This is a genomic window from Phenylobacterium sp. T106 (genome assembly GCF_057219735.1).
On sequence record NZ_JBXVWA010000007.1, the window covers coordinates 47,636 to 70,837 of the forward strand.

Below are 23,202 nucleotides of genomic sequence, written 5' to 3' on the forward strand. Positions count from 1 at the left end.
TTCGGGGCGTGATGAGCGCGCAAGACCTGATCCTCGCGGCCGCTGCGGGCGCGGTCAGCCTGGCGCTGTCCGCGGTGCTCTGGGCGTTCGCCCAGCGCCGCGCCGCGGATCGCCGCGTGGCCGAGCTCGCGGGCAGGATCCGCCAGCTGGAGGCGCGCGCCGAGACCGCCCAGGCCTCGGCGGAGGCCTTCGACTCCGCCCTGCTCGCCGTGGAGGACGGCCAGGCGCTGCTGGCCTCGGGCGAGGAGAGCCTCGGCGTCTGCTGCGAGGCGCTGGGCCTCAGCGGCTGCGACCCGCAGGTGGTGCTGAACGCTCTGATGCGGGCGGATCCCGACCACGCCCGGAGGCTTCGCGCGCTGTTCGAGCGTGGCGAGGCCTGCGCGTTCGAGGTGAAGGGGCCCGCGGGCGTGGTCACCGTCGAGGGGCGCGCCGCCGGGGCCCTGGCGTGGCTGCGCGTATCCGGCGTCCTCGGCGAGGACCAGGGCCTGCCCACCGCGCCCCGCTTCGCCGCCTTCCTGAACTCGCGCAGCGAACCCGCCTGGATCGCCGCGGCGGACGGGTCGCCGGTCTGGGTCAACGGCGCCTGGCTGAAGGCGGTGGACGCCGGCTCGCTCGACGAGGCGGCGCAGCGCGGCGCGACCTTCGACCGGGGCGCGGACGCCATCGCCAGCGAGGCGGCCAACCTGGGCCAGCGCCGCGAGAGCCTGCGCTGGCTGTCGCTGAACGGGCGCCGTCGCGCCTTCCACATCACCGCCCAGCCGCTCGACGGCGGCGGCGTGGGCGTGTGGACCGACGACCAGACCGAGCTCGAGGAAGCGCGCGAGGACATCAAGCGCAACATCGAGGCCCACGACGAGACCCTGAACCGGATCGACGACGCCGTCGTGATCTTCGACAAGGCCAAGCGCCTCAGCTTCCACAACACCGCCTTCGCCGAGTTGTGGGGCCTGGAGCCGGCCTGGCTGAGCGAGCGACCCACGCACGGCGAGGTGCTGGACCGGCTGCGCCAGCGCCGCCGGCTGCCCGAGACGGCGGACTACGCCAGGTGGAAGGCCGCCGAGCTCGACCGCTACGAGCGGCTCGACGCCACGCCGGACGAGATGTGGTCGACGCCCGACGGACGGACGCTGCGCGTCTCGCGCCAGCCCCACCCCCTCGGCGGCATCCTGCTGCTGTTCTCCGACATCACCGGCGAGCTGCGCATGAAGGCCCAGTTCAGCGCCCTGGTGCAGGTGCAGCAGGCCACGCTGGACAAGCTTTCGGACGCCGTCGCGGTGTTCGGGTCGGACGGGCGGCTGCGCCTGCACAACGAGAGCTTCGAGCGCTTCTGGAACATCACGCCGCTGCAGCTCGAGGCGGCCGGCGGCTTCGAGGGCGTGGTCGAGCTCTGCGTCCACAAGCTGCACGACATGGCGTTCTGGAAGGAGCTGAAGGGCCGGGTCACCGATCCCGACCCCGCCGCGCGGATGCCGATCACGGGCGAGTCCCAGACGTCGGACGACCGGGTCATCGAGTACCGGACCCGCCCGCTCCCCGACGGCGCCACGCTGATCGCCTTCACCGACGTCACGGATGCGCGGCGCCTGGAGAGCGCGCTGGCCGACCGCGAGCAGGCCCTCACCGAGACCGAGCGCCTGAAGCGCGATTTCGTCGGCAACGTCAGCTACGAGCTGCGCACCCCGCTCACCACCATCATCGGCTACTCCGAGCTGCTCGAGCATTCGGGCGACGGGCTGTCGGAGCGCGCCCGCGGCTATGCGGCGGCGGTGAAGTCGGCGGCCACGCAGCTGGCGCGCTCGATCGACGACGTGCTCGACATGGCGGAGATCGACGCCGACGAGATGGCGCTCGACCTGGGACCGGTGAACGTGGCCGACCTGCTGATCGAGGTCGCCGCGCGCTGGCGGTCCGAGGCCGAGCCCGGGAAGGTCTCGATCGTCCTGGAACGCCCCGGAGACGTCGGCGTCATCCGCGGCGACCGCCGGCGGCTGAGCCAGATCCTCGACCACCTGATGGAGAACGCCATCGGGCAGACGCCGCCGGGGGGCACGGTCACGCTCGCGGCCCGCAAGGCCCTGGGCGAGGTCCAGCTGCAGGTTTCGGACACCGGGCGCGGCATCCCGTTCCACGTCCAGGCGCACATTTTCGACCGCTTCATCGGCCGCGAGCGGGGCGGTCCCGGGCTGGGCCTCGCCCTGGTCAAGGCGCTCACGGAGCTGCACGGGGGCTGGGTGGCGCTGGAGAGCGAGCCGGGCGCCGGAGCCACCTTCACCTGCCACCTTCCCGAGGAAGCGCAGGCGATCACCCAGCCGGAACTCGGGTTCGCGAGCTAGCCCAGCTCGTAGCTGGGACCGGCGAAGGTCCGCTGGGCCCCGTAGCCGGTGGGCTGACCGCCCCGTTTCGGCGCCGTGACGAGGGCGCCTGCCGTGGCCCCGCCGTCCACCACCAGCGTGTGACCGGTGATGAACTGGGCGGCGTCGCTGGCCAGGAACAGCGCGGCGTTGGCGATGTCGATCGGCTGGCCCACCTGCGGCAGGGGCTGGGCGTTCAGCAGCATGCCTTCGACTGCATCCCGGTTCGCCGTGCCGTTCCAGACGATCGGCGTCGAGACGCCGCCCGGCGCGATGCAGTTCACGCGGATGAAGTCGCAGGCGAGCTGCAGGGCGGCCGAACGGGTGAGGTTCACGACGCCGGCCTTGGCCGCGCAATAGGCGTGCAGGCCCGAATAGCCGTCGATGCCCGCCGTGGAGGCGGTGGAGACGATGGCGCCCTTGCCGTTCGCCCGCATCGGGCCGATCGCGTGCTTGATGCCGAGGAAGACGCCCCGGAGGCAGACCGCCTGGGTCCGGTCCCAGTCGTCCACGGCGATGTTCTCCAGCGGCCCGACGGCGCCGCCGATGCCCGCGTTGTTGAACAGGATGTCGAGCTTGCCGAACTCCGAGACGGCGCGCCCGACCATGGCGGCCACATCCGCTTCCTGCGACACGTCGGTGCGCTGGAAGACGCACTTCGGCCCGGCCCGCGAGGCCTCGGCGGCGGTCTCCTCGCCCCCGGCGGTGTTGAGGTCGGCGAGGACGACATGGGCGCCCTGCTGCGCGAACAGGATGGCGGCCGCCTGCCCCATGCCGCTGGCCGCGCCGGTGATGACGGCGACCTTGCCCGAGAGATCGTACATGGCGCTTCCCGCTGTTCCCTGACGGCGACATCAGACGACCGGGACGACGGGGAGACAAGGCGGACGTCGCGTCAGCCTCGCCGCGCTCTCTCGGGGAGAGTCACCGGGCGGCTGAGACCGCCTGTGATCCCGAGCGCGCGCGGCTACGGCCGGGAGGCTAGTTGCGGTACCGGTTGGTCAGCCGCCGCACTTCATCGGGCTGTAGGCCCGCGGGCCAGGCCAGGCCCGCGCGCCACTTCAGCCGCCCGCATCCCGGACAGGGCCACTGGACGCGGGCGCCGAGCCGGCTCAGCGGCGTGGCGTGGCCGCCCGCACGGAGTTCGCGCAGGCGGCGCACCACCCGTTCCGGGTTGTAGGCCTTCGTCCAGCCGCACAGGCTGCAGGTGATCGTGAACCGGCAGCCGGGGTACCGCTGGAAGTCGCCCACCGACGCCTCGGCGCCCAGGGGAATGGCGCGCATCCGCTTGTTGTCCATGAACAGAACAAAAGCAGAACTCTTCGTCGGGCGCGACTCCGCTCCGGTTGCAGCCGCCCGCCGGAGCGCTTCCCGCACGAGCATCAGGCATCCGCAGGAACCCTCCGTCGGCCCGAGTCAGGCCAATCGGGACGGGCTCAGGGCGTCAGGAGGTGGAGCCGCCGTCCACGACGATCGTCTGGCCCGTGGTCCAGGCCCCCGCGCGCGACGCCAGGTAGACGGCGGCGCCGGCGATGTCGTCCGGCTCGCCCAGGCGGCGCAGCGGCGTGCCCGAGCTGGCGCGCTCCTCCCCGGCCGGCGTGTCCCACAGCGCCTTGGCGAAGTCGGTCTTCACCAGGCCCGGCGCGACGCAGTTGACGCGGATGTTGTAGGGACCCAGCTCGCCGGCGAGGTTGCGGGCGAGCTGCATGTCGGCGGCCTTGGAGATGCAGTAGGCGCCGATCACCTGGCTGCCGCGCAGGCCGCCGATGGACGAGATGATGATGATCGACCCGTCCATGCGGGCCTTCATCTCGGGCGCGACCATCTGGACCATCCAGTTGTTGGCCACGATGTTGTTCGACAGGATCTTGTTGAAGGCGTCGTCGGTGATGTCGAGCTGGCTGCCGTAGAACGGGTTCGACGCGGCGTTGCAGACCAGGATGTCGATCTGGCCGAACGCCTTGCGGGTCTCGTCCATCAGCCGCTGGAGATCCTCCTTCGACGAGATGTTGGCCGGCACGGCGATGGCGTGGCCGGGATACTCGGCGTTGATCGCGGCGGCGACTTCCTCGCAGGGCCCGGCCTTGCGCGACGAGATCACCACCTTGGCGCCCTGCTGCGCGAAGCGCTCGGCGATGGCGCGGCCGATGCCGCGGGAGGATCCGGTGATCACGGCCACCTTGCCGGTGAGGTCGAACAGACCCTTGGCGCTCACCTTGGGGGCTTCCAGAACGGCCATCGCGGGCTCCTCCAAACATTTGTTTGATTTGAGCGCGCATTTGCGACGCCGGGCGCCGTCAGGTCAAGCCGGCGTCGGCTGGACGCGCGGCCGGGATGCCGTATCTTCGAAAAATCGAGGCGGCCGCGTCAGAGCCGCCCGGAATGTCGGGGGAAGTGGATGCGGGGTCTTTGGGGCATCGCCGCGGGGATGCTGGCGGCGGCCGGCGTGTGGGCGGCCGGGTCGTCGCTGTCGGCGCAGACGGCGAGCCAGATGCCGCATCCCGGCCAGGCGCTCTACCGGCTCAAATGCGCGGCCTGCCACGACAATCCCGAGGCCACGCGGTCCCCCGCAAAGGCCGCGCTGGAAGGCATGAGCGTCCAGACGCTCGAGTTCGCCATGTCCCAGGGCAAGATGAAGGCGATGGCCGAGGGGCTGTCGCCCGAGGAACGGGGCCAGCTGATCAACTATCTGACCGGCCGCTCGCAGGCGTCCGTCGAGACCTGGAGCCAGGCGATGGCCTGCCCGGGCCGGAACGTGGACCTGAAGGGCGCCCCCACCGTCACCACCTTCGGCTTCGACGCGCGGCAGACCCGGGCCCTGTCGGCCCGCCAGACCGGTCTCAGCAAGGCCTCCCTATCGCGCCTCGACCTGGCGTGGGCCATCGGCTTCCCCGAGACGACCATGATCCGCGCGCAGCCGGCCGTGGTGGGCGACATGGTGTTCCTCCCCGTGGCCGAGTCCTCGGCCCTGTACGCCTTCGACGTCAGCGACCCGGCGAAGCCCTGCGTGAAGTGGGTGTACCGGGCCCTGGGCGCGCCGCTGCGGACCAGCGCCGCCTACGGCGTCCTCGCCGACGGCGTCCCGGTGCTGGCGTTCGCCGGCCTGGACACCACGGTCCATGTCGTCGACGCGCGCACCGGCAAGGCGCTCTGGACGAAGCACGTGGGCTCGTACGCCTACTCGATGACCACGGGCACGCCGCGCGTGCTGAAGGACCGCATCATCGTCCCGGTCAGCCAGTTCGAGATCATGGTGGCGGCCAACAACAGCGTCGCCTGCTGCACCAACCACGGCTACGTGCTGTCGCTGGACCCGAAGACCGGCGCGCAGCAGTGGCGATACGACACCATGCCCGACGCGCAGCCGGTGCGGGACCGCGGTGACGGCAAGCCGCTTCTGGGACCGTCCGGCGCGCCGATCTGGAACTCGCCCGTGGTCGACGAGAAGCGCGGGCTGATCTTCTTCGGGACCGGGGAATCCAACTCGCCGCCTGCCCACCGCAACACCGACGCCCTGATCGCCATCCGCCTGAAGGACGGAACCGAGGCCTGGAGCCACCAGGCGACGGCCGACGACATCTTCAACGTGGGCTGCGGCCTGAGCCCGCCCGCGGGCCGGCTCAACTGCGTCAAGGCGCCCGAGACCGTCTATCGCGACGTGGACTTCGGCGCCTCCTTCATGGCGGTGAAGCTCAAGAGCGGCCGCGATCTGGTGCTGGCGGGCCAGAAGTCCGGAACGGTCTGGGCCCTGGACCCGGACACAGGCAAGGTCGTGTGGCGGACCGACATAGGCACGGGCGCGCCGAACGGCGGCATCCACTGGGGCATCGCCTTCCTGGACGACACCGTGATCGTGCCGGTGGCCGCGGTCGGCCGTCAGCTTCCCGGCGGCCCGCCGATCGACGCGAAGCTGACCCCGGGGCTCTACGGCGTCGACGCCAATACGGGCGCGATCAGGTGGCAGTACTCGGTCGGCCCCGACTGCGCCGGTGAGCGGGGCAAGAAGGCGCCTCGGTGCGAGCGCCTGTACGGCTTCTCGGGCGCGCCGACGGTCATCGACGGCGTGGCGATCCAGGGCAGCCTCGACGGGCGTCTCTTCGCCATCGACACGCGCACGGGCAAGGCGCTGTGGTCCTACGACACCCTGCGCGACTTCCCGACCCTGAACGGCGTGCCCGGCAAGGGGGGCTCGATCGACGCGGCCTCGATCGTTGGCGTCAACGGGCTGGTGCTCGTGGGGTCCGGCTACGGGATGTTCGGCCAGGCGCCCGGGAACGTGCTGCTCGCCTTCCGGCCCAGGTAGTTCAGCGGCACGCGTCGAACCGCCCGCGGTCCAGATGAAGATGGTCGCGGTGCGCGGCGTTGTAGTCGGGGCTCAGCACGGCGCGGAACCAGCGGCAGGCGCCGTCGCGCGCCCGTCGGAGAAACCGGCCCTCGGGGCCGGGGTCGTCGAAGTCGTTCAGCACGCTGACGCTCTCTCCGTCCTCGGTCCTGAAGGCGGCGACATCGAGCGCGTTCGCAAAGGCATGCTGGCTCCTGGCCCCGGTCGCGCGCCCGTAGACGTTGCGGCAGGCGTAGGTCCCGTAGTGCTCGATCCGCGCGATGCGGACGCCGAGCTCGGCCTCGGCCACGGGCTGCACCGCGTGGCGCGCCCAGAAGGCGTAGGCGAGCGCCTGCGGGCAGGTCATCACCGGCGCCGCCGGGGCCAGCGGCACGGGCCCGGCCGGCCGCAGCGTGTTGCGCGTCGAGCAGCTGCCGGAGACGCGATCGGGGTGCTCGGCGAACGCGACGCCGCCCTCGCGCAGGATGGCGCGGCATTGCGCGGGGTCGCCCGCCGCGCGCTCGAACTTGGCGACGGTGGCGAGGCCGACGGGGGCCGCGAGCTCCAGCGGCGTCCAGGGGAGGTCCTCGGGCGGAGCCCAGCGCGCCACGGCGACTCCGAGGAGGAGCGCGACGATGGCGACATCCAGGAGACCGCCGAGCAACCCGGCGAGGGCCAGGGCTTCCGGCGACGCGGGCTTGAGGCGGATCACCCCGGCGGAATGGCCCAGCCGGCTTGCGGTTCAATGGCGCCGGCGTCAAAGCTCGGTCGGGGTCGGGAGGATTCTCGATGATGCGTGTTCTCGGGCGGATCGCCCTGGGCGTCCTGGCCGCGGCCCTGGTGCTGGTCGTCGTGGTCGTCGCACGGACCCTGGCCCTGAAACCCTCGGACGCAGCCGACGTCTCGGGCGTGCAGGTCGCCGCGCCGGTCGCCCTCGACGCGGCCCGGGCGGCGGAGCACCTGAGCCTCGCCATCCAGATCCCCACCGTGCGCCATCAGGACCGCGCCGAGGACGTGGACGCCGAGTGGACCCGGCTCCATGGATTCCTGCGCACCGCCTATCCGGTCGCGCACGGCGCAATGAGCCGCGTCGAGCTGGCCAGCCGGACGCTGCTCTACACCTGGGCGGGCAGCGACCCGGCGCTCGCGCCGATCATCCTGATGGCGCACCAGGACGTGGTGCCGGTCACGCCGGGGACCGAGGGCGACTGGAAGCACCCGCCGTTCGGCGGCGCGGTGGCGGATGGCGCGGTCTGGGGGCGCGGCGCGGTCGACGACAAGGGGTCCCTGATCGGGATCCTCGAGGCGGTGGAGACCCTGGCCCGGCAGGGATTCCGGCCGAAGCGCACCGTGATCCTGGTCTTCGGCGGTGACGAGGAGGTGATCGGCCAGGGCGCCCGGGCCGCGGCCGACTACCTGAAGGCCCGGGGCGTCACGGCCGAGTTCGTGCTGGACGAAGGCCTAGCGGTGCTGCTCGACAATCCGCTGACCGGCGGCAAGCTGGCGGTCGTCGGCAGGGCCGAGAAGGGCTACGGCACCTTGAAGGTGACGGCGCCCGCGCCGGGGGGACACTCGTCGGCCCCGCCTGCGGACGGCGGGGGCGTCGTGACCCTGGCCCGCGCGGTGACCGCCATCAACGGCAAGCCGTTCCCCCTGGAGTTCCGCGGGCCGGGCGCGGCGATGATCCGCACGGTGGCGCCCCAGGCGTCGTTCCCGGTGCGCATGGCGGTGGCCAACGAATGGCTGTTCGGGCGGCTGCTGGTCGACCAGGCGGCCGCCACGCCCGCCGGGGCGGCCCTGCTGCACACCACCATCGCGCCCACGATGCTGAAGGGCAGCCCCAAGGAGAACGTGCTGCCGCAGGACGCCGCCGCGTGGATCAACTACCGCATCGCGCCCGGCGACACCTCGGCCACGGTGATGGCGCGGGCCCGGAGCGCCGTGGGCGATCTTCCGGTCAGGCTGGAGTGGGCGTCGCCGCCGAACGAGCCCTCGCCCGTCTCGTCCACCCGGTCCTGGGGCTGGAAGATGATCGCCGCCACCGCCGGCGCGGTGGCCGAGGCCCCGGTGGCGCCCAGCCTGGTGACCGCGGGCACAGACAGCCGGTTCCTGACGCCGGTCGCCAAGGACGTCTATCGCTTCCAGCCGGTGGAGTTCTCGATGACGGACGTGCAGATGATCCACGGCACCAACGAGCACCTGACGCTCAGGAACCTGGAGAAGATGATCCAGTTCTACGCGCGGCTGATCGTGACCAGCGCGGGATAGCCCGCGGCGGCCCAAGGAAGACCTCCGCACTTGCCGGAACCGCCGCGGACCAATAACTCCAGGGGACCAGACAAGAGCCGCAGTGGCGGCGAAGGACGCGCGACCGATGCTGAAGTGGATCTCCTACCTCGACGAAGACGGCGACGACGAGGACAAGGGCCGCCTGCCCGACATGCCGATGACGTCGGGGCCGGTGCAGAACGCGCTCTTCAAGTCGCGCACCGTGCTCATCTTCGGCGAGATCGACATGCGCCTGGCCGAGCGCGTCACCGCCCAGATCACCGCCTTCGCCGCCGAGAGCGACAAGCCGATCCGCGTGTTCATCAATTCGCCGGGCGGCCACGTGGAGAGCGGCGACACGATCCACGACATGATCCGCTTCTGCGGGGCGCAGGTGAAGGTGATCGGCACCGGCTGGGTGGCCTCGGCCGGCGCGCACATCTTCCTGGGCGCCACCAAGGAAAACCGCCTCTGCCTGCCGAACACCCGCTTCCTGCTGCACCAGCCCGCCGGCGGCGTGCGCGGCCAGGCCTCGGACATCCAGATCGAGGCCGAGGAGATCATCAAGATGCAGGAACGCGTCAACCGGATGATCGCCCGCGAGACCGGCCAGACCTACGAGCGGGTGGTCAAGGACACCCAGCGGAACTTCTGGATGAGCGCCGAGCAGGCGGTCGACTACGGCCTGGTCGGCAAGATCATCACCGACGCGTCCGAGGTCTGACCAGGTCCTCCCCCGCGGGGGAGGCGGATCGCGCCGCCGGCGCCGGACGGAGCGGGTTCCATCCGAGGCGGAGGGGCCGGCGGGCCAGCCTCTTCTCCCGCTTCGCAAGGAGCGCCCCAGAGGGGAAGCACCCATGAGCGCCGCAACCGATCCGTGGTGGAAGGGCGCGATCCTCTATCACGTCTACGTCCGCAGCTTCTGCGACTCCGATGGGGACGGGCACGGCGACCTGCCGGGGCTGATGTCGAAGCTGGACTACATCCAGGGCCTGGGCGTGGACGGCGTCTGGCTCTCGCCCATCCACCCGTCGCCCAACCGCGACTGGGGCTACGACATTGCCGACTTCGAGGGGATCCAGGCCGACTACGGCACGCACGAGGATTTCCAGGCGCTGCTGGACGAGGCCCATGCGCGCGGGCTGAAGGTGGTGCTGGACGAGGTCCTCTCCCACACTTCCGACGTCCATCCCTGGTTCGTGGAAAGCCTCACCGGGGGCCGCGAGGGCCCGAAGGCGAACTGGTACGTCTGGGCCGACCCCCAGCCGGACGGGACCGCGCCCAACAACTGGCTCAGCGTGTTCGGCGGTCCGGCCTGGGCCTACCAGCCGGCGCGGCGGCAGCACTACCACCACAAGTTCCTGCGCCAGCAGCCCAAGCTGAACTGGCGGGACGACGCCGCCCGGGAGGCTGCGCTCTCGGTGCTGGACTTCTGGCTCTCGAAGGGCGTCGACGGCTTCCGGCTCGACGTCGCCGGCACCTACCTGCACGACGCGGACCTCACGCCCAACCCGCCCGTGCCGATGGACGAGCGGCGCGGCCTGCACTGGAGCCACGCGGGCAACCTGCAGCGGCATCTCTACGACTCCAACCTCGAGGAGAACGTGGCGATGCTCGACGTCATCCGCCGGCGGGTGGAGGCGCACGACGGGCGCAACGGCGGCGACCGCTTCGTCTTCGGCGAGTTCTCCGAGGAGGAGGAGCGCTGCGGCGCGTACTGCACCCCGACCGATGGGCTGCACTCGGGCTACACCTTCGTGATGCTGCTGGCGCGCAAGCTGGAGTCGGGCTTCGTCACGCGCCACTACGAGACGCTGTCGCGGTTCCCGGACCACTGGCCCACCATCAGCTTCTCGAACCACGACGTGCCGCGCACGGTCAGCCGCTTCGGCGGCCGCGACGCCTCGCCCGAGCTGGCGAAGATGCTGTTCGCCCTGCTCGTGGCGCTCAAGGGCACGACCCTGATCTACCAGGGCGAGGAGCTGGGCCTGCCGCAGGCGTCGCTGACCCGCGACCAGCTGCGCGATCCGGTGGGCGACCTCTACTGGCCGTACGACGGCGGCCGTGATGGGTGCCGCACGCCCATGCCGTGGACCACCGGCGAACAGATGGGGTTCACCACCGGCGAGCCGTGGCTGCCGCTCGCCGCCGAGCACCGGGAGCTCTCGGTCGAGGCGCAGGCCGCCGACCCCGATTCGGTCCTCAGCTTCGCCCGGGAGATGATCGCGCTCCGGAAGGCCACGCCGGCCCTCGGCGTCGGCGACATCGAGTTCCTGGGCGTCGCGGAGCCGCTCGTGGCCTTCGTCAGGCGCCATGAGAGCGGCGACGTGCTCTGCGTCTTCAACTTCTCGGGCGCGCCGCAGGTGTTTGCCCATCCGACGCTGAGCGAGGTCGACCTGCTGCCCCTTCGCGCGGGCGAGGCCGACCTGCGCGGCGAGTCCGTGGGCCTGTCTCCCTACGCCGCGTGCTTCCTCAGACGGTCGGCGGCAGGCTGATCGGATCGGGCGCCTGCGAGGCCGGCCACGGCGCATTGCCGCGCATGATCTCGTCGACCGCGGCCTCCCACCGGGCCTTGCCGTAGGCCTTGTAGGTCTGGAACGGGTTGCAGTACTCGCGCATCCGGAAGGCCAGGCCGTCCTTCTGGGTGATCAGCGAGAAGTAGCGCTGGGTGTAGCGCCCGCCATCGACGGTGGGCCCGCCGCCGTGGCTCTCGATGATCGTCGTGTCGGGATCGCGGGTCGGGTAGGCCGCGACCAGGGTGGTCGAGAACTGCGGAACCACGCTGAGCAGGAGCTCGAAGAAGCGGCCGGTCGCCTGGCGGCCGATCACCTGGATCGGGCGCTCGAAGACCGGGCTCTCCCAGATGGCGTCCTCGTGCAGCGCCTCGGCCCAGATGGCGCGCTGTTCCTCGAGGGTCGTGACCTTGCCGCCGAACGCGTCGCCGATCGTCTTGCGCGCCATCGGTCTTCTCCCTTTCCGCCGCAACGCCGGCAGTCTGAGGCGCCCTCCCCGGCGGAAAGAAAGCTCGTCCGCAGGTGTTACGGTGGACGCAGCCCGCGCGCGGCGGGTACTTGAGACTCAGCATGAGCGCACCCGACCATGGCTGACGGCGAGACCCGCGCGGCCCGAGCGGACGGCCGATTCGGGCGGGGATACCTGACGGACGTCTGGTACCTGGCCGCCGTTTCGAGCGAGCTGCGGCCCGGCAGGCTGGTCCACCGGGAGCTGCTCGGCGAGCCGGTGGTCCTGGGCCGCAGCCCCGGCGGCCGCCTGTTCGCGCTGCACGACGTGTGCCCGCATCGCGCCGCCCCGCTGTCGGCCGGCCGTTTTCACCGCGACGCTTCCGGCGCGGAGACGGTGGCCTGCCCCTACCACGGCTGGCGCTTCGGAGCGGACGGCGCCTGCACCGCGATCCCGTCCCTCACCGCCGACCAGGCGATGGACGTGGGCCGAATCCGCGTGCGTCGCTACCCCGTCGCGGAGAGTCAGGGGCTGGTCTTCCTCTGGGTGTGCGCCACGCCCGGCTCCGAGCCCGACGGGCCGCCGCCGACGTTCCCCGGCGTCGTCGGAGGTCAGCCGAAGCTGGTGGACCGCATGGTCTTCGAGGCCCACATCGACCAGGCGGTGGTGGGGCTGATGGACCCGGCGCACGGTCCCTATGTGCACCGCCAGTGGTGGTGGCGCACGGCCGGCAGCGAGCACGACAAGCAGAAGCGCTTCGAGCCGCGCGAGCAGGGGTTCGCCATGGTCCGCCATGAGCCCAGCCGCAACAGCCGGGCCTACGCCATCCTGGGCGGCCAGCCGCTGACGGAGATCACGTTCCGGCTCCCGGGCCTGCGCTGGGAGCATGTGGTCGTGGGCCGCCGCCAGGTGCTGTCGCTCACCTGCCTCACGCCACTGGACGAAACGCGCACCGAGGTGACGCAGATCGTCTGGTCGGATCACCCGGCCTTCACGCTCCTGAAGCCGGTCATCGGCGCGATGGCGCGCACCTTCCTGCGACAGGACGCCGACATGGTGCGCCTGCAGAACCGCGGCCTGCGCCAGGACCCCAGCCTGCTCTGGGTGGACGACGCCGACCGGCAGGCCAAGTGGTACCAGGCCCTGAAGCGCGAATGGTCCGCCAGCCGGCGCGAGGGCCGGCCCTTCGTCAACCCGGTGGAGCCCGCCCTCCTGCGCTGGCGCAGCTAGGGCAAACAACTTCCGACCGTCCCGGCGAATGCCGGGACCCAGATGCACGTGGGAGATCGTGATGGGAAGGGCTCCGAAGCCACAGACCCGCATCTGAGCCATTCCATCTGGATCCCGGCCTTCGCCGGGATGACCGGGTCTTGGGTCGGAACCTAGGCGCTCGCCGGCGCCGCCTCCCCGGTGAAGACCACGCGCGTGCCCCGCGTCACCGCCTTGGAGAGCTGCACCGCATCCCAGTTGGTCAGGCGCACGCAGCCGTGGCTCGCCACCTTGCCCACCAGGCGCGGATCGGGCGCTCCGTGGATCCCGTAGGTGTCCTTCGACAGGTCGATCCAGACCGCGCCGACCGGGTTGTTGGGGCCGGCCGCGATGGTCTGCTTCCCGGCCTTGCGGTCCCCGAAGCTCAGCTTCGACGGGTCGTAGGTCCAGGTGGGCGCCGGCGCGACGGTGGTGACCACCAGCTCGCCGGACGGGGTCGGGAGCTCGCTCGAGCCGACCGTCGCCGGGTAGGCGGCGAGCAGCTTGCCGGCCGGGTCGAAGGCGCGAAGCTGCTTGCGCGCCTTGTCCACCTCGATCGTCGCCACCCGACCCGGCAGCGCCTCGCGCGCCGGGTAGGCCACCACGATCGTCGAACGCGCCCGCCGGAAGTCGACGTCGGGGTTCAGAGCCTGGAGCAGCGCCGCGTCCATGTGGAACCGCTCGGCCAGCGCCTCCAGCGGCCCCGAGTAGGCCAGGCGCTCGAGCTTCGCCATCTCGGCGTAGTCCTCGGGGATGCGCGGGGTGAAGGGCCCCTTCACGTCGGCGTCCGTGATCACATAGTCGGTAAGCACGGGGCCCGCATCGGCGGTCAGCCGATCCCAGACCTCGACGTCGAGCACGCCGTCCTCGGGCAGGTTGTTCGCCCGCTCGTAGGCGGCGATCGCATTGCGCATGTTCTCGCCGTCGCGCCCGTCGATGACGCCGGGCGAGAAATGCGCCCGGTCGAGCAGCACCTGGGCCCGGACCAGCAGGTCGCGCTTGCCCTTCGGATCCGAAAGCTGGGCGCTGAACACCGCCTCGTCGATGGCCGTCGCCAGCGGGGAGGCCGACCTCTGCGCCGGCGGGTGCGGCGCCTCGGTGGCGGGGGCCGGCGCGGGGGCGGCCGGGGCGGCCGCGGCCGCCGTCTCGGTCTCGGGCTTCGGCGTGATGCGCAGGTCGCACGCGCCGAGGGCGGTCGTTGACAGGCCGGCGAGCAGGACAGCGGCGAACTTCATGCTGGACCTCTGCGTTACGCCGCGACTTCCTGGCGGCGAGATGTGGATGAAGGTTCGAGACGTCATGCGGTTCCTGGGCGCCTCGGCGGCGGCCCTGCTGCTGCTGGGGCTGCTCGTCCTGCGCGTCACCTCGTGCGCGCCCGCGCATCCCCCCGGACGGGACGCGCCGCTCGGCGCCGCGGACGTCGCCGGGCCGGTCAGCGCCGACTGCCGCCACCCGGGCTGGCGCAACGCCGCACAGGCGAACGCGAACTCGCTCACGACGCTGGCCTGGGCGCCGTTCGGCCGCGCGGAGACGGGTTGGGAGATCTACGTCCCGCTGATCCAGCAGGAGATCCGTACGGCCTGCCCGGCGAACTCCGAGGGCTTCGCCGCGGCGCTCGCGGCCTGGCAGGAGGACAACGCCCAGGCCGCCGCGGACGGGGTCCTGAGCGAGACGACCTTCGTGGCCATGAAGGGGACGGTCCAGACCCGGCGCGAGTTCGTGCGCTTCACCTCGTTCGGCGGCTGCCCGGACACGCCCGACCGGATCACCGCCGCACGGCCCGAGGAAGGCTACGGCGGCAAGCAGGTCTGGCTGCGCCCCGGCGCGCTGGCGGCCTATCGCGAGATGGTGGCGGCGGCCAAAGCCGAGGTTCCCGCGATCGCCGAGGATCCGAACAGCCTGAAGATCTTCTCCGGCTACCGGAGCCCGGCGGCCGACGCCGCCCGCTGCCAGGCCGAGGGCAACTGCGACGGCATCGTGCGCGCCCGCTGCTCGGCCCACCGCACCGGCCTGGCCGCGGACATGTACGTGGGCCAGGCGCCCGGCTTCGGCCCCGACTCAAGCGCCGACGCGAACCGGCTGCACATGAGCCGCACGCCCACCTACCGCTGGCTGGTGGCCAATGCGCGGCGCTTCGGCTTCGTGAACTACCCCTTCGAACCGTGGCACTGGGAGTGGACGGGGGAGCCGCCCTGACCGTACGGTTCGCGCCATGCCTACCGCGACCCTGAACGGCGTCCAGATCGCCTACGACGACATCGCCCCGCCCGGCCCGGCCGAGCGCACGATCCTGCTGCTGCACGGCTTCGCCTCGAACCGGAACGAGGGCTGGAAGCGGACCGGCTGGTACGCGGCGCTGGGCCGGCGCGGATTCCGCGTGATCGCGATGGACCAGCGCGGCCACGGCGAAAGCGAGAAGAGCCACGATCCGGCCGCCTACGGCCGCGAGACGCTGGCCCGCGACGCCATCGCCCTTTTGGATCACCTGGGCGTCCGCCAGCCCGAGGTGCTGGGCTACTCGATGGGGACGCGCACGGCGATGCAGATGGCCCTGGACCATCCCGACCGCGTGAACAACCTGATGCTGGGCGGCGTGGGCGGCAAGCTGTTCGACCCGCCACGAGCGCCCGAGAACGGCGAGACGATCGTCTCCGCCATGACCGCCGAGGACCCGTCCACGATCAAGACCGAGTTCCTGCGCAGCTTCCGTCAGTTCGCCGACGAGCAGGGCGAGGACCGCCAGGCGCTGGCCGCCTTCTCCCAGGCCCAGAGCCCGCCCCTGACGCGCGAGACCCTGGGCCGCCTGGACATGCCGGTGCTGGTCGTCGCCGGCGTCGGCGACGACCTGGCCGGCGACCCGGACGCGCTGGCGCGGGTGTTCCCCTATGGCAAGGCCGTCACCCTGCCGGGCTGCGACCATTTCTCGGCGATCCCGCACGCCGCCTTCAAGGCGACGGTGCTGGACTTCCTGGACGGGCTGCTCGAGGACGAGTTCCCGCCGTTCGAGTAGTCACCGCGCGAAGCTGTAGGCCCCGCCCTTCTCGAGCGCCGCCTTGTAGGCCGGGCGCGCCTGGAAGCGCTCCACCCAGGCCTGGATGGCGGGGTACTTGGGGAAGCGGCCGAACACGCCGGCCACTTCTCCCACGAACGACATGTTGATGTCGGCGCCGGTCAGCCCCTGGTCCAGCAGCCACTCGCGCCCGGCGAGGCTCTGTTCGACATAGCCCAGGTGGTTGTCCAGCTCGCTCTCGATGCGTGGATGCAAGGGCGCGCCGGCCTCGCCGAGACGAGCCACGTACATGCTGAGCATCAGCGGCAGCATCGCCGACCCTTCGGCGTAATGGAGCCACTGGTTGTAGGTCTCGTAGGCGTCGCTGCCGGCGGGCGGCGCCAGGCGGCCCCCGCCGTGGCGGCGGATGATGTAGTCGATGATGGCGCCGGACTCGTGGACGACCCTGTCGCCGTCGCTGATCACGGGACTCTTGCCCAGCGGGTGGACCGCCGTCAGCGCCGCCGGAGCCAGCCGGGTCGTGGCGTCTCGCTCGTAGCGCTTGATCTCGTACGGAACGCCCAACTCCTCCAGGAGCCAGAGGATGCGTTGCGAGCGGCTGTCGTTGAGGTGATGGACCATCAGCATGCGGCGTCTCCCTTGTAGAGCTTGACGAACCGGGTACAGCAGGGCCGCCTCGCCCGATGCACCGCAAGCCTGTCATATTGGACTCATGAGCCCAGCGCTGCCGAATCTTCCCGAACTCCTGGAACAGGCTTCCGACGAGGCGGCCGCGCTGGTGTCCGCCGTGGGCGCCGCCGTCTCGAGCCGCGTCCGCAGGGACGACCGCCTGGACCGGCAGCTGCTGGACGCCGAACAGCACGTGGCGCACGGGCTGGCGTGGGCGGCGTCCTACGCCGAGACCCTGCGGCAGGTGGCGGCCTGGGTGCGCGACCTGGGCCCACGGATGACCGAGGCCGAGGCGCTGCCCGCGCAGCTTCTCGCGCACGAGTATCTGAGCCAGCTCGTGGGCGGCATCCCGATGAGCCAGGGCGAGACCTTTCGCCCTGCGGACGTGTTCGCCCCCGCCGAGCGCCTGACACACATCCTGGGGCGGCTTCGGCCGGGCGTTTCGCAGGCCGCCAAGAGCCGCATCGTGCAGCTTCTGGCCGAGGCGCGAGGGGCTCCCGCCCTCGAGGACGGCGGCCTGGACGAGACGCTGCTCATGGTGCGCGACCAGTTCCACGCCTTCGCCCAGGAGAAGATCGCGCCCTTCGCCCACCAGTGGCACCTGAAGGACGAGCTGATCCCGCTGGAGCTGCTGCAGGAACTGGGCGACCTCGGGGTGTTCGGCCTGACCGCGCCCGAGGCCTGGGGCGGCTCCGGGCTCGGCAAGGTGGCCATGTGCGTGGTCACCGAATCCCTCTCCCGGGGCTGGATCGGCGCCGGCTCGCTGGCGACCCGGTCGGAGATCGCCACCGAACTGCTCCTGGCGCACGGGACCGAGGAGCAGAAGGCGCGCTTCCTGCCGGGGGTCGTCTCGGGCGCCATCATCCCCACGGCGGTCTTCACCGAGCCGGACACGGGGTCCGACCTGGGCAGCCTCAAGACCCGCGGCCTGCGGTGGGACAAGGGCTGGCGGATCTACGGCGCGAAGACCTGGATCACCCACGCCGCGCGCGCCGACCTGATGACGCTGCTCGTGCGCACCGACGCGAGCAAGAAGGACCACCGCGGCCTGTCGATGCTGCTCGCCGAGAAGCCGCGGGGCGAACCCGGCAACCCGTTCCCGGCCCCCGGGATGAGCGGCGGCGAGATCGGGGTCATCGGCTACCGCGGGATGAAGGAGTACGAGATCGGCTTCGACGGCTTCGAGGTGCCGCACGAGAACCTCCTGGGCGGCCAGGAGGGCCAGGGCTTCGCCCAGCTCATGGCGACCTTCGAGAGCGCCCGGATCCAGACCGCGGCGCGCGCCATCGGAGTCGGCCAGAACGCCCTCGACCTGGCCCTCGACTACGCCCTGACGCGCAAACAGTTCGGCCAGCCGATCGCCGAATTCCCCCGCGTGGCCAACAAGCTGGCGATGATGGCCGCCGAGCTTCTGGGCGCGCGGCAGCTGACGTGGTTCGCGGCGCGGTCGAAGGACGCCGGCCGGCGCTGCGACCTCGAGGCCGGGATGGCCAAGCTGGTCGCCGCGCGGGTCGCCTGGGCGGCGGCCGACAACGCCGTGCAGATCCACGGCGGCAACGGCTTCGCGCTCGAGAGCCAGGTGAGCCGCGTGCTGGCCGACGCCCGGATCCTGAACATCTTCGAGGGCGCCGGCGAGATCCAGGCGCAGGTCATCGCCCGCCGCCTGCTCGAAGGCGCCAACTGACGGCGGGCCCGCGCCTCAGGCTGCGCGGGCGAAGGCGGGCAACAGCAGGCGGCCGGCCAGCTCGATGCTCTTCAGCACCGCCGCGTGCGGGATCGAGCCGTACTGCATCATGCACATCATCCGGTCCGCCCCGATGGCCTCGTAGCCCTTCAGCTTCTCGGCGCAGTGGTCGGGATCGCCGATGACCACGCAGTCGAGGGGCTCCAGCACCTCGTGCGCCTCCTCGTGGCTGATATCCTCGCCCTGGGCCATCCGCTTCAGCAGCACCACCACCGGCGGATCGTCGTCGTGGATCACCGTCTCGTTCGGATCGAGCTTGGCGAGGGCGGCGGTGTCGCGCGCAGAGTTCGGGTGGAGACCCGCCTTGATCACGTCGTACCAGACGCGTCGCGGCACCTTGAACACCCGCGGCGCGGCGTTGACGTACCAGAGGGCCGACCAGGCGGCGCCGTTGGCGATGGCCTGCGCCCGCGTCTCGGCGATGTGGACGAAGGTGAAGCAGCCCTTCTCGCCGTTGACGAACTTCCCGGCCGGGGTCTTGCACGCCGCCAGCCCGCGGTCGTGCTCGCGCAGCATCTCGCCCAGGAACTTCACGGGGCTCAGCAGCGTGGTGCCCAACGCGCCGACGCCCATTTCGCCGGCCATGTAGAAGCTTTCCGGCGACCCGCAGGTCTGCCACAGCGGCGGGTGCGGCGACTGCACCGGCTTCGGCACGATCTCCCGCGGCGGAACCTTGTAGTCCGGCCCGTCCCACGAGAACTCGGGCTCGGTCCAGATGCGGGGCAGGATGTGCATGGCGTCGCGCGTCTGGTCGCGCGCCTTGTCCGGATCGACGCCGAACGTCTCCCACTCCTTCCCGCCCGACTTGGCGAGGCCCATGTCGAAGCGACCGCCCGACAGCACGTCCAGCGTGGCGCCGCGCTCGGCGACCCGCAGCGGCGAGTTGATGGCGAAGGGCGCGAGGACCCCCGCGTGCCCGACCCGCAGCCGCCGCGTCGACATGGCGATCGCCGTCAGGACGACCTCGGGAGCGGCCGAGTAGCTGAACTCGGGGGCGCCGTGGTGCTCGACCTGCCACCAGGTGGTGAAGCCCGCCGCGTCCGCCGCGCGCGCCTGCTCCAGGATCTCCTGGAACAGGCTGGACTCGTCCTGCCCGCCCTCCCAGGGGAAGGCCCGCTGGATCTCACAGAAGATGTCGAACTTCACTGGGCGTCCTTCCGTTCATTATATAACGACCGTTACGTAATCGGGCATTCCGAGCCGAGTCAATCGCGCCGCCGCGGTCGGGCGAGGCCGCGGGGTCAGGTCATGTCGCCGGCTCCGGCAGACCCTCGATCCGGTAGGCGCGCGCCGCGACATCGTGGAACATCAGGCGCTTCTCGTCGGCGCTGAAGCCGGCGGCCATCTTCTTGTGGGCGTTCCACAGGACTCCGTAGCTGCACGCCCGTTTGTCCATCGGGAAGTTGCTCTCGAACATGCAGCGGCCCGGCCCGAACAGCTCGATGGCGGCCGCATAGTAGGGCCCGTTGGCGGCGGCGAGCTCGTCGGAGGACGGCGGCTTCGGCCGCGTGTGCCAGTCGAAGCCGTTGAAGTGCATGTTCAGGCCGCCCAGCTTCAGCAAGACGTTCGGACAGGCGGCCACGGCGGCCATCCCCGCGCGCCATCGCGCCCACACCTCCTCGCGGCGCCCGGCGTACCAGCCCATCCCGAGCGGGGTGCCGATGTGATCGAGGATCACGGTCAGCCCCGGCAGGGCGGCCGCGAGGCCGGCCACCTGGTCCAGCTGGTGGTGAAACACCCAGATGTCGAGCGAGAGGTTGCGCCGCTGCAGCTCCCGCGCGCCCGCCCGGAACGCGGCGCTCTCCATCATGTCCGAGGGCGAACTGGGCCAGGGATCCAGCACGCCATGGGGATCGGCGCACACGATCGGCCGGATCCCGCGGTAGCGCTCGGGCGCGCGCGCCAGATGGATGTCCAGCAGCTCGCCCACGCGCTCGCCCAGCATGAGGTCGGCCGAGCCGAACATCGCGGCGCAGGCCAGGACCGGGCCGAAGGCGCCGCTGGCGGCCTGCGCGCCCACCCCATTGGCGAACTCCACCTCTCCGATCGACCGCAGATGCGCAGGGCCGTCCGGCCGGTACATGGCCGCGCACTCGGCGAAGACGCTGGCGACCACGTTGTGACCCCCGCGCTGCGGGTCGGCGTCGTCCAGGAAATCGTCCAGCAGATAGGTGTCGTGCGGCAGCTTCCAGAGATGATGATGCGCGTCGATGATCGGAAGCCCGGGCTCCAGGGGCGCTTCTCGCACCTGGGCCAACCAGTCGGCGCGTACGGGCCACTCCATCGACATGGGCGTCGCGGGGCCGGACCCTGGGGGCCCGGCCCCCTCTCCTAGAAGCTCGCGCCGATCCGGATCCCGTAGGTCCGGGGCGGATAGTAGACGAAGTTGTCGGGCTGCAGGACCTGCTGGCCCAGCGAGATCGACTGCAGGCCGTCGTTCGAGATGACGTCGTCGTCCTCGATGTTGGCGACGAACGCCTCGACCCGGTAGCGGTTGTCGGGACTCTCCCAGGTCACCCGCGCATTGGTGGTGGTGTAGGCGCTCTGACGCGAGGTGATGAAGTTGTCGGCGAGGAAGTCGACCCGCCCCGACAGGTACATGTCCACGCGCGGCGTGATGGTCCCGAAGGAGGTTTCGAACCGATACTCCGCGCCCAGGTTCACCGTGTAGTCCGGCGTCTGGTTCAGGTTGTTGCCCTTGAAGTTGCAGAGCAGCGTCACCGCATCGCAGCCCGGGCCCGGTCCGCCGAAGCGCGCGGCCCGGGTGATGTAGCGGCCGTATTCGGCGTCGGTGAGCGTGACGGTCGCGTTGAGCCGCAGGTTGTCCACGGGAACGGCCGTGACCTCGGCCTCCACCCCGTTCACATTGGTGGCGCCGTCGACGTTGTTGATGCCGGACTGCGTCGCGCTCTGGATGAACACCTGCAGGTTCTTGATGCGCTGGTGATAGGCGGCGATGTTCAGCTGGACCCGGTCGTCCAGGAAGCGCGACTTCACGCCCGCGTCGAACGACGTCAGCGTCTCCGGATCGTAGATGTTGCCCAGGCCGGTGATGTTGCCGCCGGCCAGATAGCCGCGCGCCACCGAGACGAAGAACATGGTGTCCTCGCTGGCCTGGTAGCTCAGGCCGACCTTGCCGGTGATGCGGTTCCAGGTCTTGCTGAAGGGCCCCGAGATGACCCCGCAGCTGCCGCCGCAGGCGAGCGGCAGCTGGTAGTCGAGCTGGTTGAAGCCGGACTTCTTGTCGTGGGTGTACCGCAGGCCCGCGGTCAGGATCACCGGCGGCCCGCCGTTCTTGCCGAAGTCGTAGTCGAACTGCCCGAACGCGGCCCAGGAGCGCGTCTTGCTCGTGCCCTCGCTCAGGAAGTTGAAGCGGTTGAAGGGCGCTGTCGGGCCGAAATCGTTGAAGCCCAGGTCCCGGTAGACGAAGTCCTGGAAGTTCTTGCCGTAGAAGTAGATGCCGCCGACCACCCAGGTCAGGGCGCTCTCCTGGTTGGACGCGAAGCGGACCTCCTGGGAGAACTGCTTCGCATCCAGGCGCCACGCTTCGCCGACCGAGATGGGGAGGTCCGAGCCGTCGCCGTCGCTGATCTGGTCGACGTGGCTGGTCCCATAGGCCGTCACGGTCGTCAGGTTCGCGAATGGAAGCTCGACGTCGAACGTACCCGAATAGAGCTCGGTGTCGTTGCTGCCGACGTCGGGATAGTCGTGGCAGACGCGGCGGGGATCGAACCTGGCCGCGGTGCTGAAGTCGCACGCCGATCCGGCGGGAATGCCGAGCGGCGGCCGCGTGTAGCGCGCCGGCGTCTGCCACCAGGCGGTCGCGGTGGCGGCCACGCCTTCGCCCCACGTGCGGTGCGCCGCGAGAAGGAGGCGCGCCTGCGGGGTGAAGTCGATGGCGATCTGGGCCCGGATCATCTGGTAGTCGAGCCGGTCCAGCTCGTTGGTGGCGGTCGGCTTGGCCGAGAGGTTCTTGGTGTAGGGATCGTGCTCGGCCGACACCGCCGTCAGGCGCGCGGCGATCTGCATGTCGCCCTCGGTCACCAGCGGCACGTTCACGAAGCCCCGGAAGGTGCGTGCGTCGTAGTTCCCGACCATGGCGTCGAGACCGGCGCCGAACTGACCGGTGGGCTTGTTGGTGATCACATTGATCGAGCCGCCCACCGAGTTGCGGCCGTAGAGGGTGCCCTGGGGTCCCCGCAGCACCTCGACCCGGGCGATGTCGTAGAACTCGGGATCGATGGAGGTGGTGCGCTGCACGTAGACGCCGTCGATGTTGTACGCGACGGGCGAGTCGCCGCCGGGGGTGGTGTTCTGGCTGCCCAGACCCCGCATGGTGATCACGTTCTCACCGCCCGTGACGCCCGCGCCGAAGCGCAGCGACGGCACCCTCATGCCCAGTTCCTTGAAGCCGACGACCCCCTGCTTCTCGAGGTCCTCGCCGCCGACGGCGGTGATCGGGATCGGGACCTTCTGGACGTTCTCCTCGCGGAACTGCGCCGTGACCACCACTTCGCTGATCGCGGTTTCCGCCTGGTCCGCGGCCTGCGCCGCTCCACCTGCGAGCGCAAGCGCCGCCACGCTGCCCAGAAGGCGCGCCTGGCGCCCGAACATCCTGGCCATCTGCCGA

The 23,202-nt window shown here is 71.0% G+C and carries 19 protein-coding genes; 9 read left to right on the forward strand and 10 right to left on the reverse strand.

The window, feature by feature from the left end; genetic code table 11:
* Positions 1 to 11 precede the first annotated feature (11 nt).
* On the forward strand, positions 12 to 2,333 hold the full coding sequence (locus AC2D8W_RS15990; RefSeq protein WP_293484837.1) for a sensor histidine kinase: 2,322 nt from the start codon (positions 12 to 14) through the stop codon (positions 2,331 to 2,333).
* Here AC2D8W_RS15990 and AC2D8W_RS15995 read toward each other — a convergent pair.
* The 3 genes from AC2D8W_RS15995 to AC2D8W_RS16005 form a co-directional block, all read right to left on the reverse strand.
* Positions 2,330 to 3,175 carry an SDR family NAD(P)-dependent oxidoreductase gene (locus AC2D8W_RS15995; RefSeq protein ID WP_484672364.1) on the reverse strand — a complete coding sequence of 282 codons (846 nt, stop codon included), beginning with the start codon at positions 3,173 to 3,175 and terminating at the stop codon, positions 2,330 to 2,332. The genes AC2D8W_RS15990 and AC2D8W_RS15995 overlap by 4 nt on opposite strands.
* A gap of 157 nt (positions 3,176 to 3,332) precedes the next feature.
* Positions 3,333 to 3,650, reverse strand: coding sequence for a hypothetical protein (locus tag AC2D8W_RS16000; RefSeq protein ID WP_484672365.1), 318 nt, complete (start codon positions 3,648 to 3,650; stop codon positions 3,333 to 3,335).
* A 145-nt stretch (positions 3,651 to 3,795) separates the two neighbouring features.
* Complete coding sequence (locus tag AC2D8W_RS16005; protein WP_484672366.1) at positions 3,796 to 4,590, reverse strand: SDR family oxidoreductase; 795 nt, start codon at positions 4,588 to 4,590, stop codon at positions 3,796 to 3,798.
* Positions 4,591 to 4,749: 159 nt separating this feature from the next.
* Between AC2D8W_RS16005 and AC2D8W_RS16010 the strand changes: the two genes are divergently transcribed.
* Positions 4,750 to 6,654: an outer membrane protein assembly factor BamB family protein gene (locus AC2D8W_RS16010; protein ID WP_484672367.1), complete on the forward strand. Its 1,905-nt coding sequence runs from the start codon at positions 4,750 to 4,752 to the stop codon at positions 6,652 to 6,654.
* A gap of 1 nt (position 6,655) precedes the next feature.
* On the opposite strand, the gene AC2D8W_RS16015 is transcribed toward AC2D8W_RS16010, so the two are convergent.
* On the reverse strand, positions 6,656 to 7,384 hold the full coding sequence (locus AC2D8W_RS16015) for an extensin-like domain-containing protein (protein ID WP_484672368.1): 729 nt from the start codon (positions 7,382 to 7,384) through the stop codon (positions 6,656 to 6,658).
* 80 nt (positions 7,385 to 7,464) lie between these two features.
* On the opposite strand from AC2D8W_RS16015, the gene AC2D8W_RS16020 reads away from it, so the two are divergent.
* The 3 genes from AC2D8W_RS16020 to AC2D8W_RS16030 all read left to right on the forward strand — a co-directional run bounded on the left by AC2D8W_RS16020 (position 7,465) and on the right by AC2D8W_RS16030 (position 11,435).
* On the forward strand, positions 7,465 to 8,940 hold the full coding sequence (locus tag AC2D8W_RS16020) for a M20 family peptidase (RefSeq protein ID WP_484672520.1): 1,476 nt from the start codon (positions 7,465 to 7,467) through the stop codon (positions 8,938 to 8,940).
* A 106-nt stretch (positions 8,941 to 9,046) separates the two neighbouring features.
* A complete protein-coding gene (locus AC2D8W_RS16025; RefSeq protein WP_484672369.1) occupies positions 9,047 to 9,664 on the forward strand; it encodes an ATP-dependent Clp protease proteolytic subunit in 618 nt (205 codons plus the stop codon).
* 133 nt (positions 9,665 to 9,797) lie between these two features.
* Positions 9,798 to 11,435, forward strand: coding sequence for an alpha-glucosidase (locus AC2D8W_RS16030; RefSeq protein WP_484672370.1), 1,638 nt, complete (start codon positions 9,798 to 9,800; stop codon positions 11,433 to 11,435).
* On the opposite strand, the gene AC2D8W_RS16035 is transcribed toward AC2D8W_RS16030, so the two are convergent.
* Positions 11,413 to 11,901, reverse strand: coding sequence for a nuclear transport factor 2 family protein (locus AC2D8W_RS16035; RefSeq protein ID WP_293484823.1), 489 nt, complete (start codon positions 11,899 to 11,901; stop codon positions 11,413 to 11,415). The two genes, AC2D8W_RS16030 and AC2D8W_RS16035, sit on opposite strands and share 23 nt — an antisense overlap.
* Positions 11,902 to 12,039: 138 nt before the next feature.
* On the opposite strand from AC2D8W_RS16035, the gene AC2D8W_RS16040 reads away from it, so the two are divergent.
* Positions 12,040 to 13,131, forward strand: coding sequence for a Rieske 2Fe-2S domain-containing protein (locus tag AC2D8W_RS16040; protein WP_484672371.1), 1,092 nt, complete (start codon positions 12,040 to 12,042; stop codon positions 13,129 to 13,131).
* A gap of 152 nt (positions 13,132 to 13,283) precedes the next feature.
* Here AC2D8W_RS16040 and AC2D8W_RS16045 read toward each other — a convergent pair whose 3' ends face one another.
* Positions 13,284 to 14,384, reverse strand: a complete 1,101-nt coding sequence (locus tag AC2D8W_RS16045; RefSeq protein WP_484672372.1) for a L,D-transpeptidase family protein — start codon at positions 14,382 to 14,384, stop codon at positions 13,284 to 13,286.
* A 46-nt stretch (positions 14,385 to 14,430) separates the two neighbouring features.
* On the opposite strand from AC2D8W_RS16045, the gene AC2D8W_RS16050 reads away from it, so the two are divergent.
* Positions 14,431 to 15,345: a D-alanyl-D-alanine carboxypeptidase family protein gene (locus tag AC2D8W_RS16050; RefSeq protein WP_484672373.1), complete on the forward strand. Its 915-nt coding sequence runs from the start codon at positions 14,431 to 14,433 to the stop codon at positions 15,343 to 15,345.
* Between the two features lie 16 nt (positions 15,346 to 15,361).
* The gene (locus AC2D8W_RS16055) at positions 15,362 to 16,159 is read left to right on the forward strand and encodes an alpha/beta fold hydrolase (protein WP_484672374.1); all 798 of its coding nucleotides are present in this window, start codon (positions 15,362 to 15,364) and stop codon (positions 16,157 to 16,159) included.
* Here AC2D8W_RS16055 and AC2D8W_RS16060 read toward each other — a convergent pair whose 3' ends face one another.
* Entirely contained in the window at positions 16,160 to 16,786 is a 627-nt protein-coding gene (locus AC2D8W_RS16060; protein WP_484672375.1) for a glutathione S-transferase family protein, read from the reverse strand.
* 85 nt (positions 16,787 to 16,871) lie between these two features.
* Here AC2D8W_RS16060 and AC2D8W_RS16065 point away from each other — a divergent pair, with 85 nt between their 5' ends.
* On the forward strand, positions 16,872 to 18,512 hold the full coding sequence (locus AC2D8W_RS16065; protein ID WP_484672376.1) for an acyl-CoA dehydrogenase family protein: 1,641 nt from the start codon (positions 16,872 to 16,874) through the stop codon (positions 18,510 to 18,512).
* Between the two features lie 15 nt (positions 18,513 to 18,527).
* Here the strand turns inward: AC2D8W_RS16065 and AC2D8W_RS16070 are convergent, their stop codons facing one another.
* The 3 genes from AC2D8W_RS16070 to AC2D8W_RS16080 form a co-directional block, all read right to left on the reverse strand.
* On the reverse strand, positions 18,528 to 19,718 hold the full coding sequence (locus AC2D8W_RS16070; RefSeq protein ID WP_484672377.1) for an LLM class flavin-dependent oxidoreductase: 1,191 nt from the start codon (positions 19,716 to 19,718) through the stop codon (positions 18,528 to 18,530).
* Positions 19,719 to 19,818: 100 nt separating this feature from the next.
* Positions 19,819 to 20,856 (reverse strand): amidohydrolase family protein, encoded by a 1,038-nt coding sequence (locus AC2D8W_RS16075; protein ID WP_484672378.1) that lies wholly within the window; start codon positions 20,854 to 20,856, stop codon positions 19,819 to 19,821.
* Positions 20,857 to 20,903: 47 nt separating this feature from the next.
* Entirely contained in the window at positions 20,904 to 23,195 is a 2,292-nt protein-coding gene (locus tag AC2D8W_RS16080; RefSeq protein WP_484672379.1) for a TonB-dependent receptor, read from the reverse strand.
* Between the last annotated feature and the right edge of the window lie 7 nt (positions 23,196 to 23,202).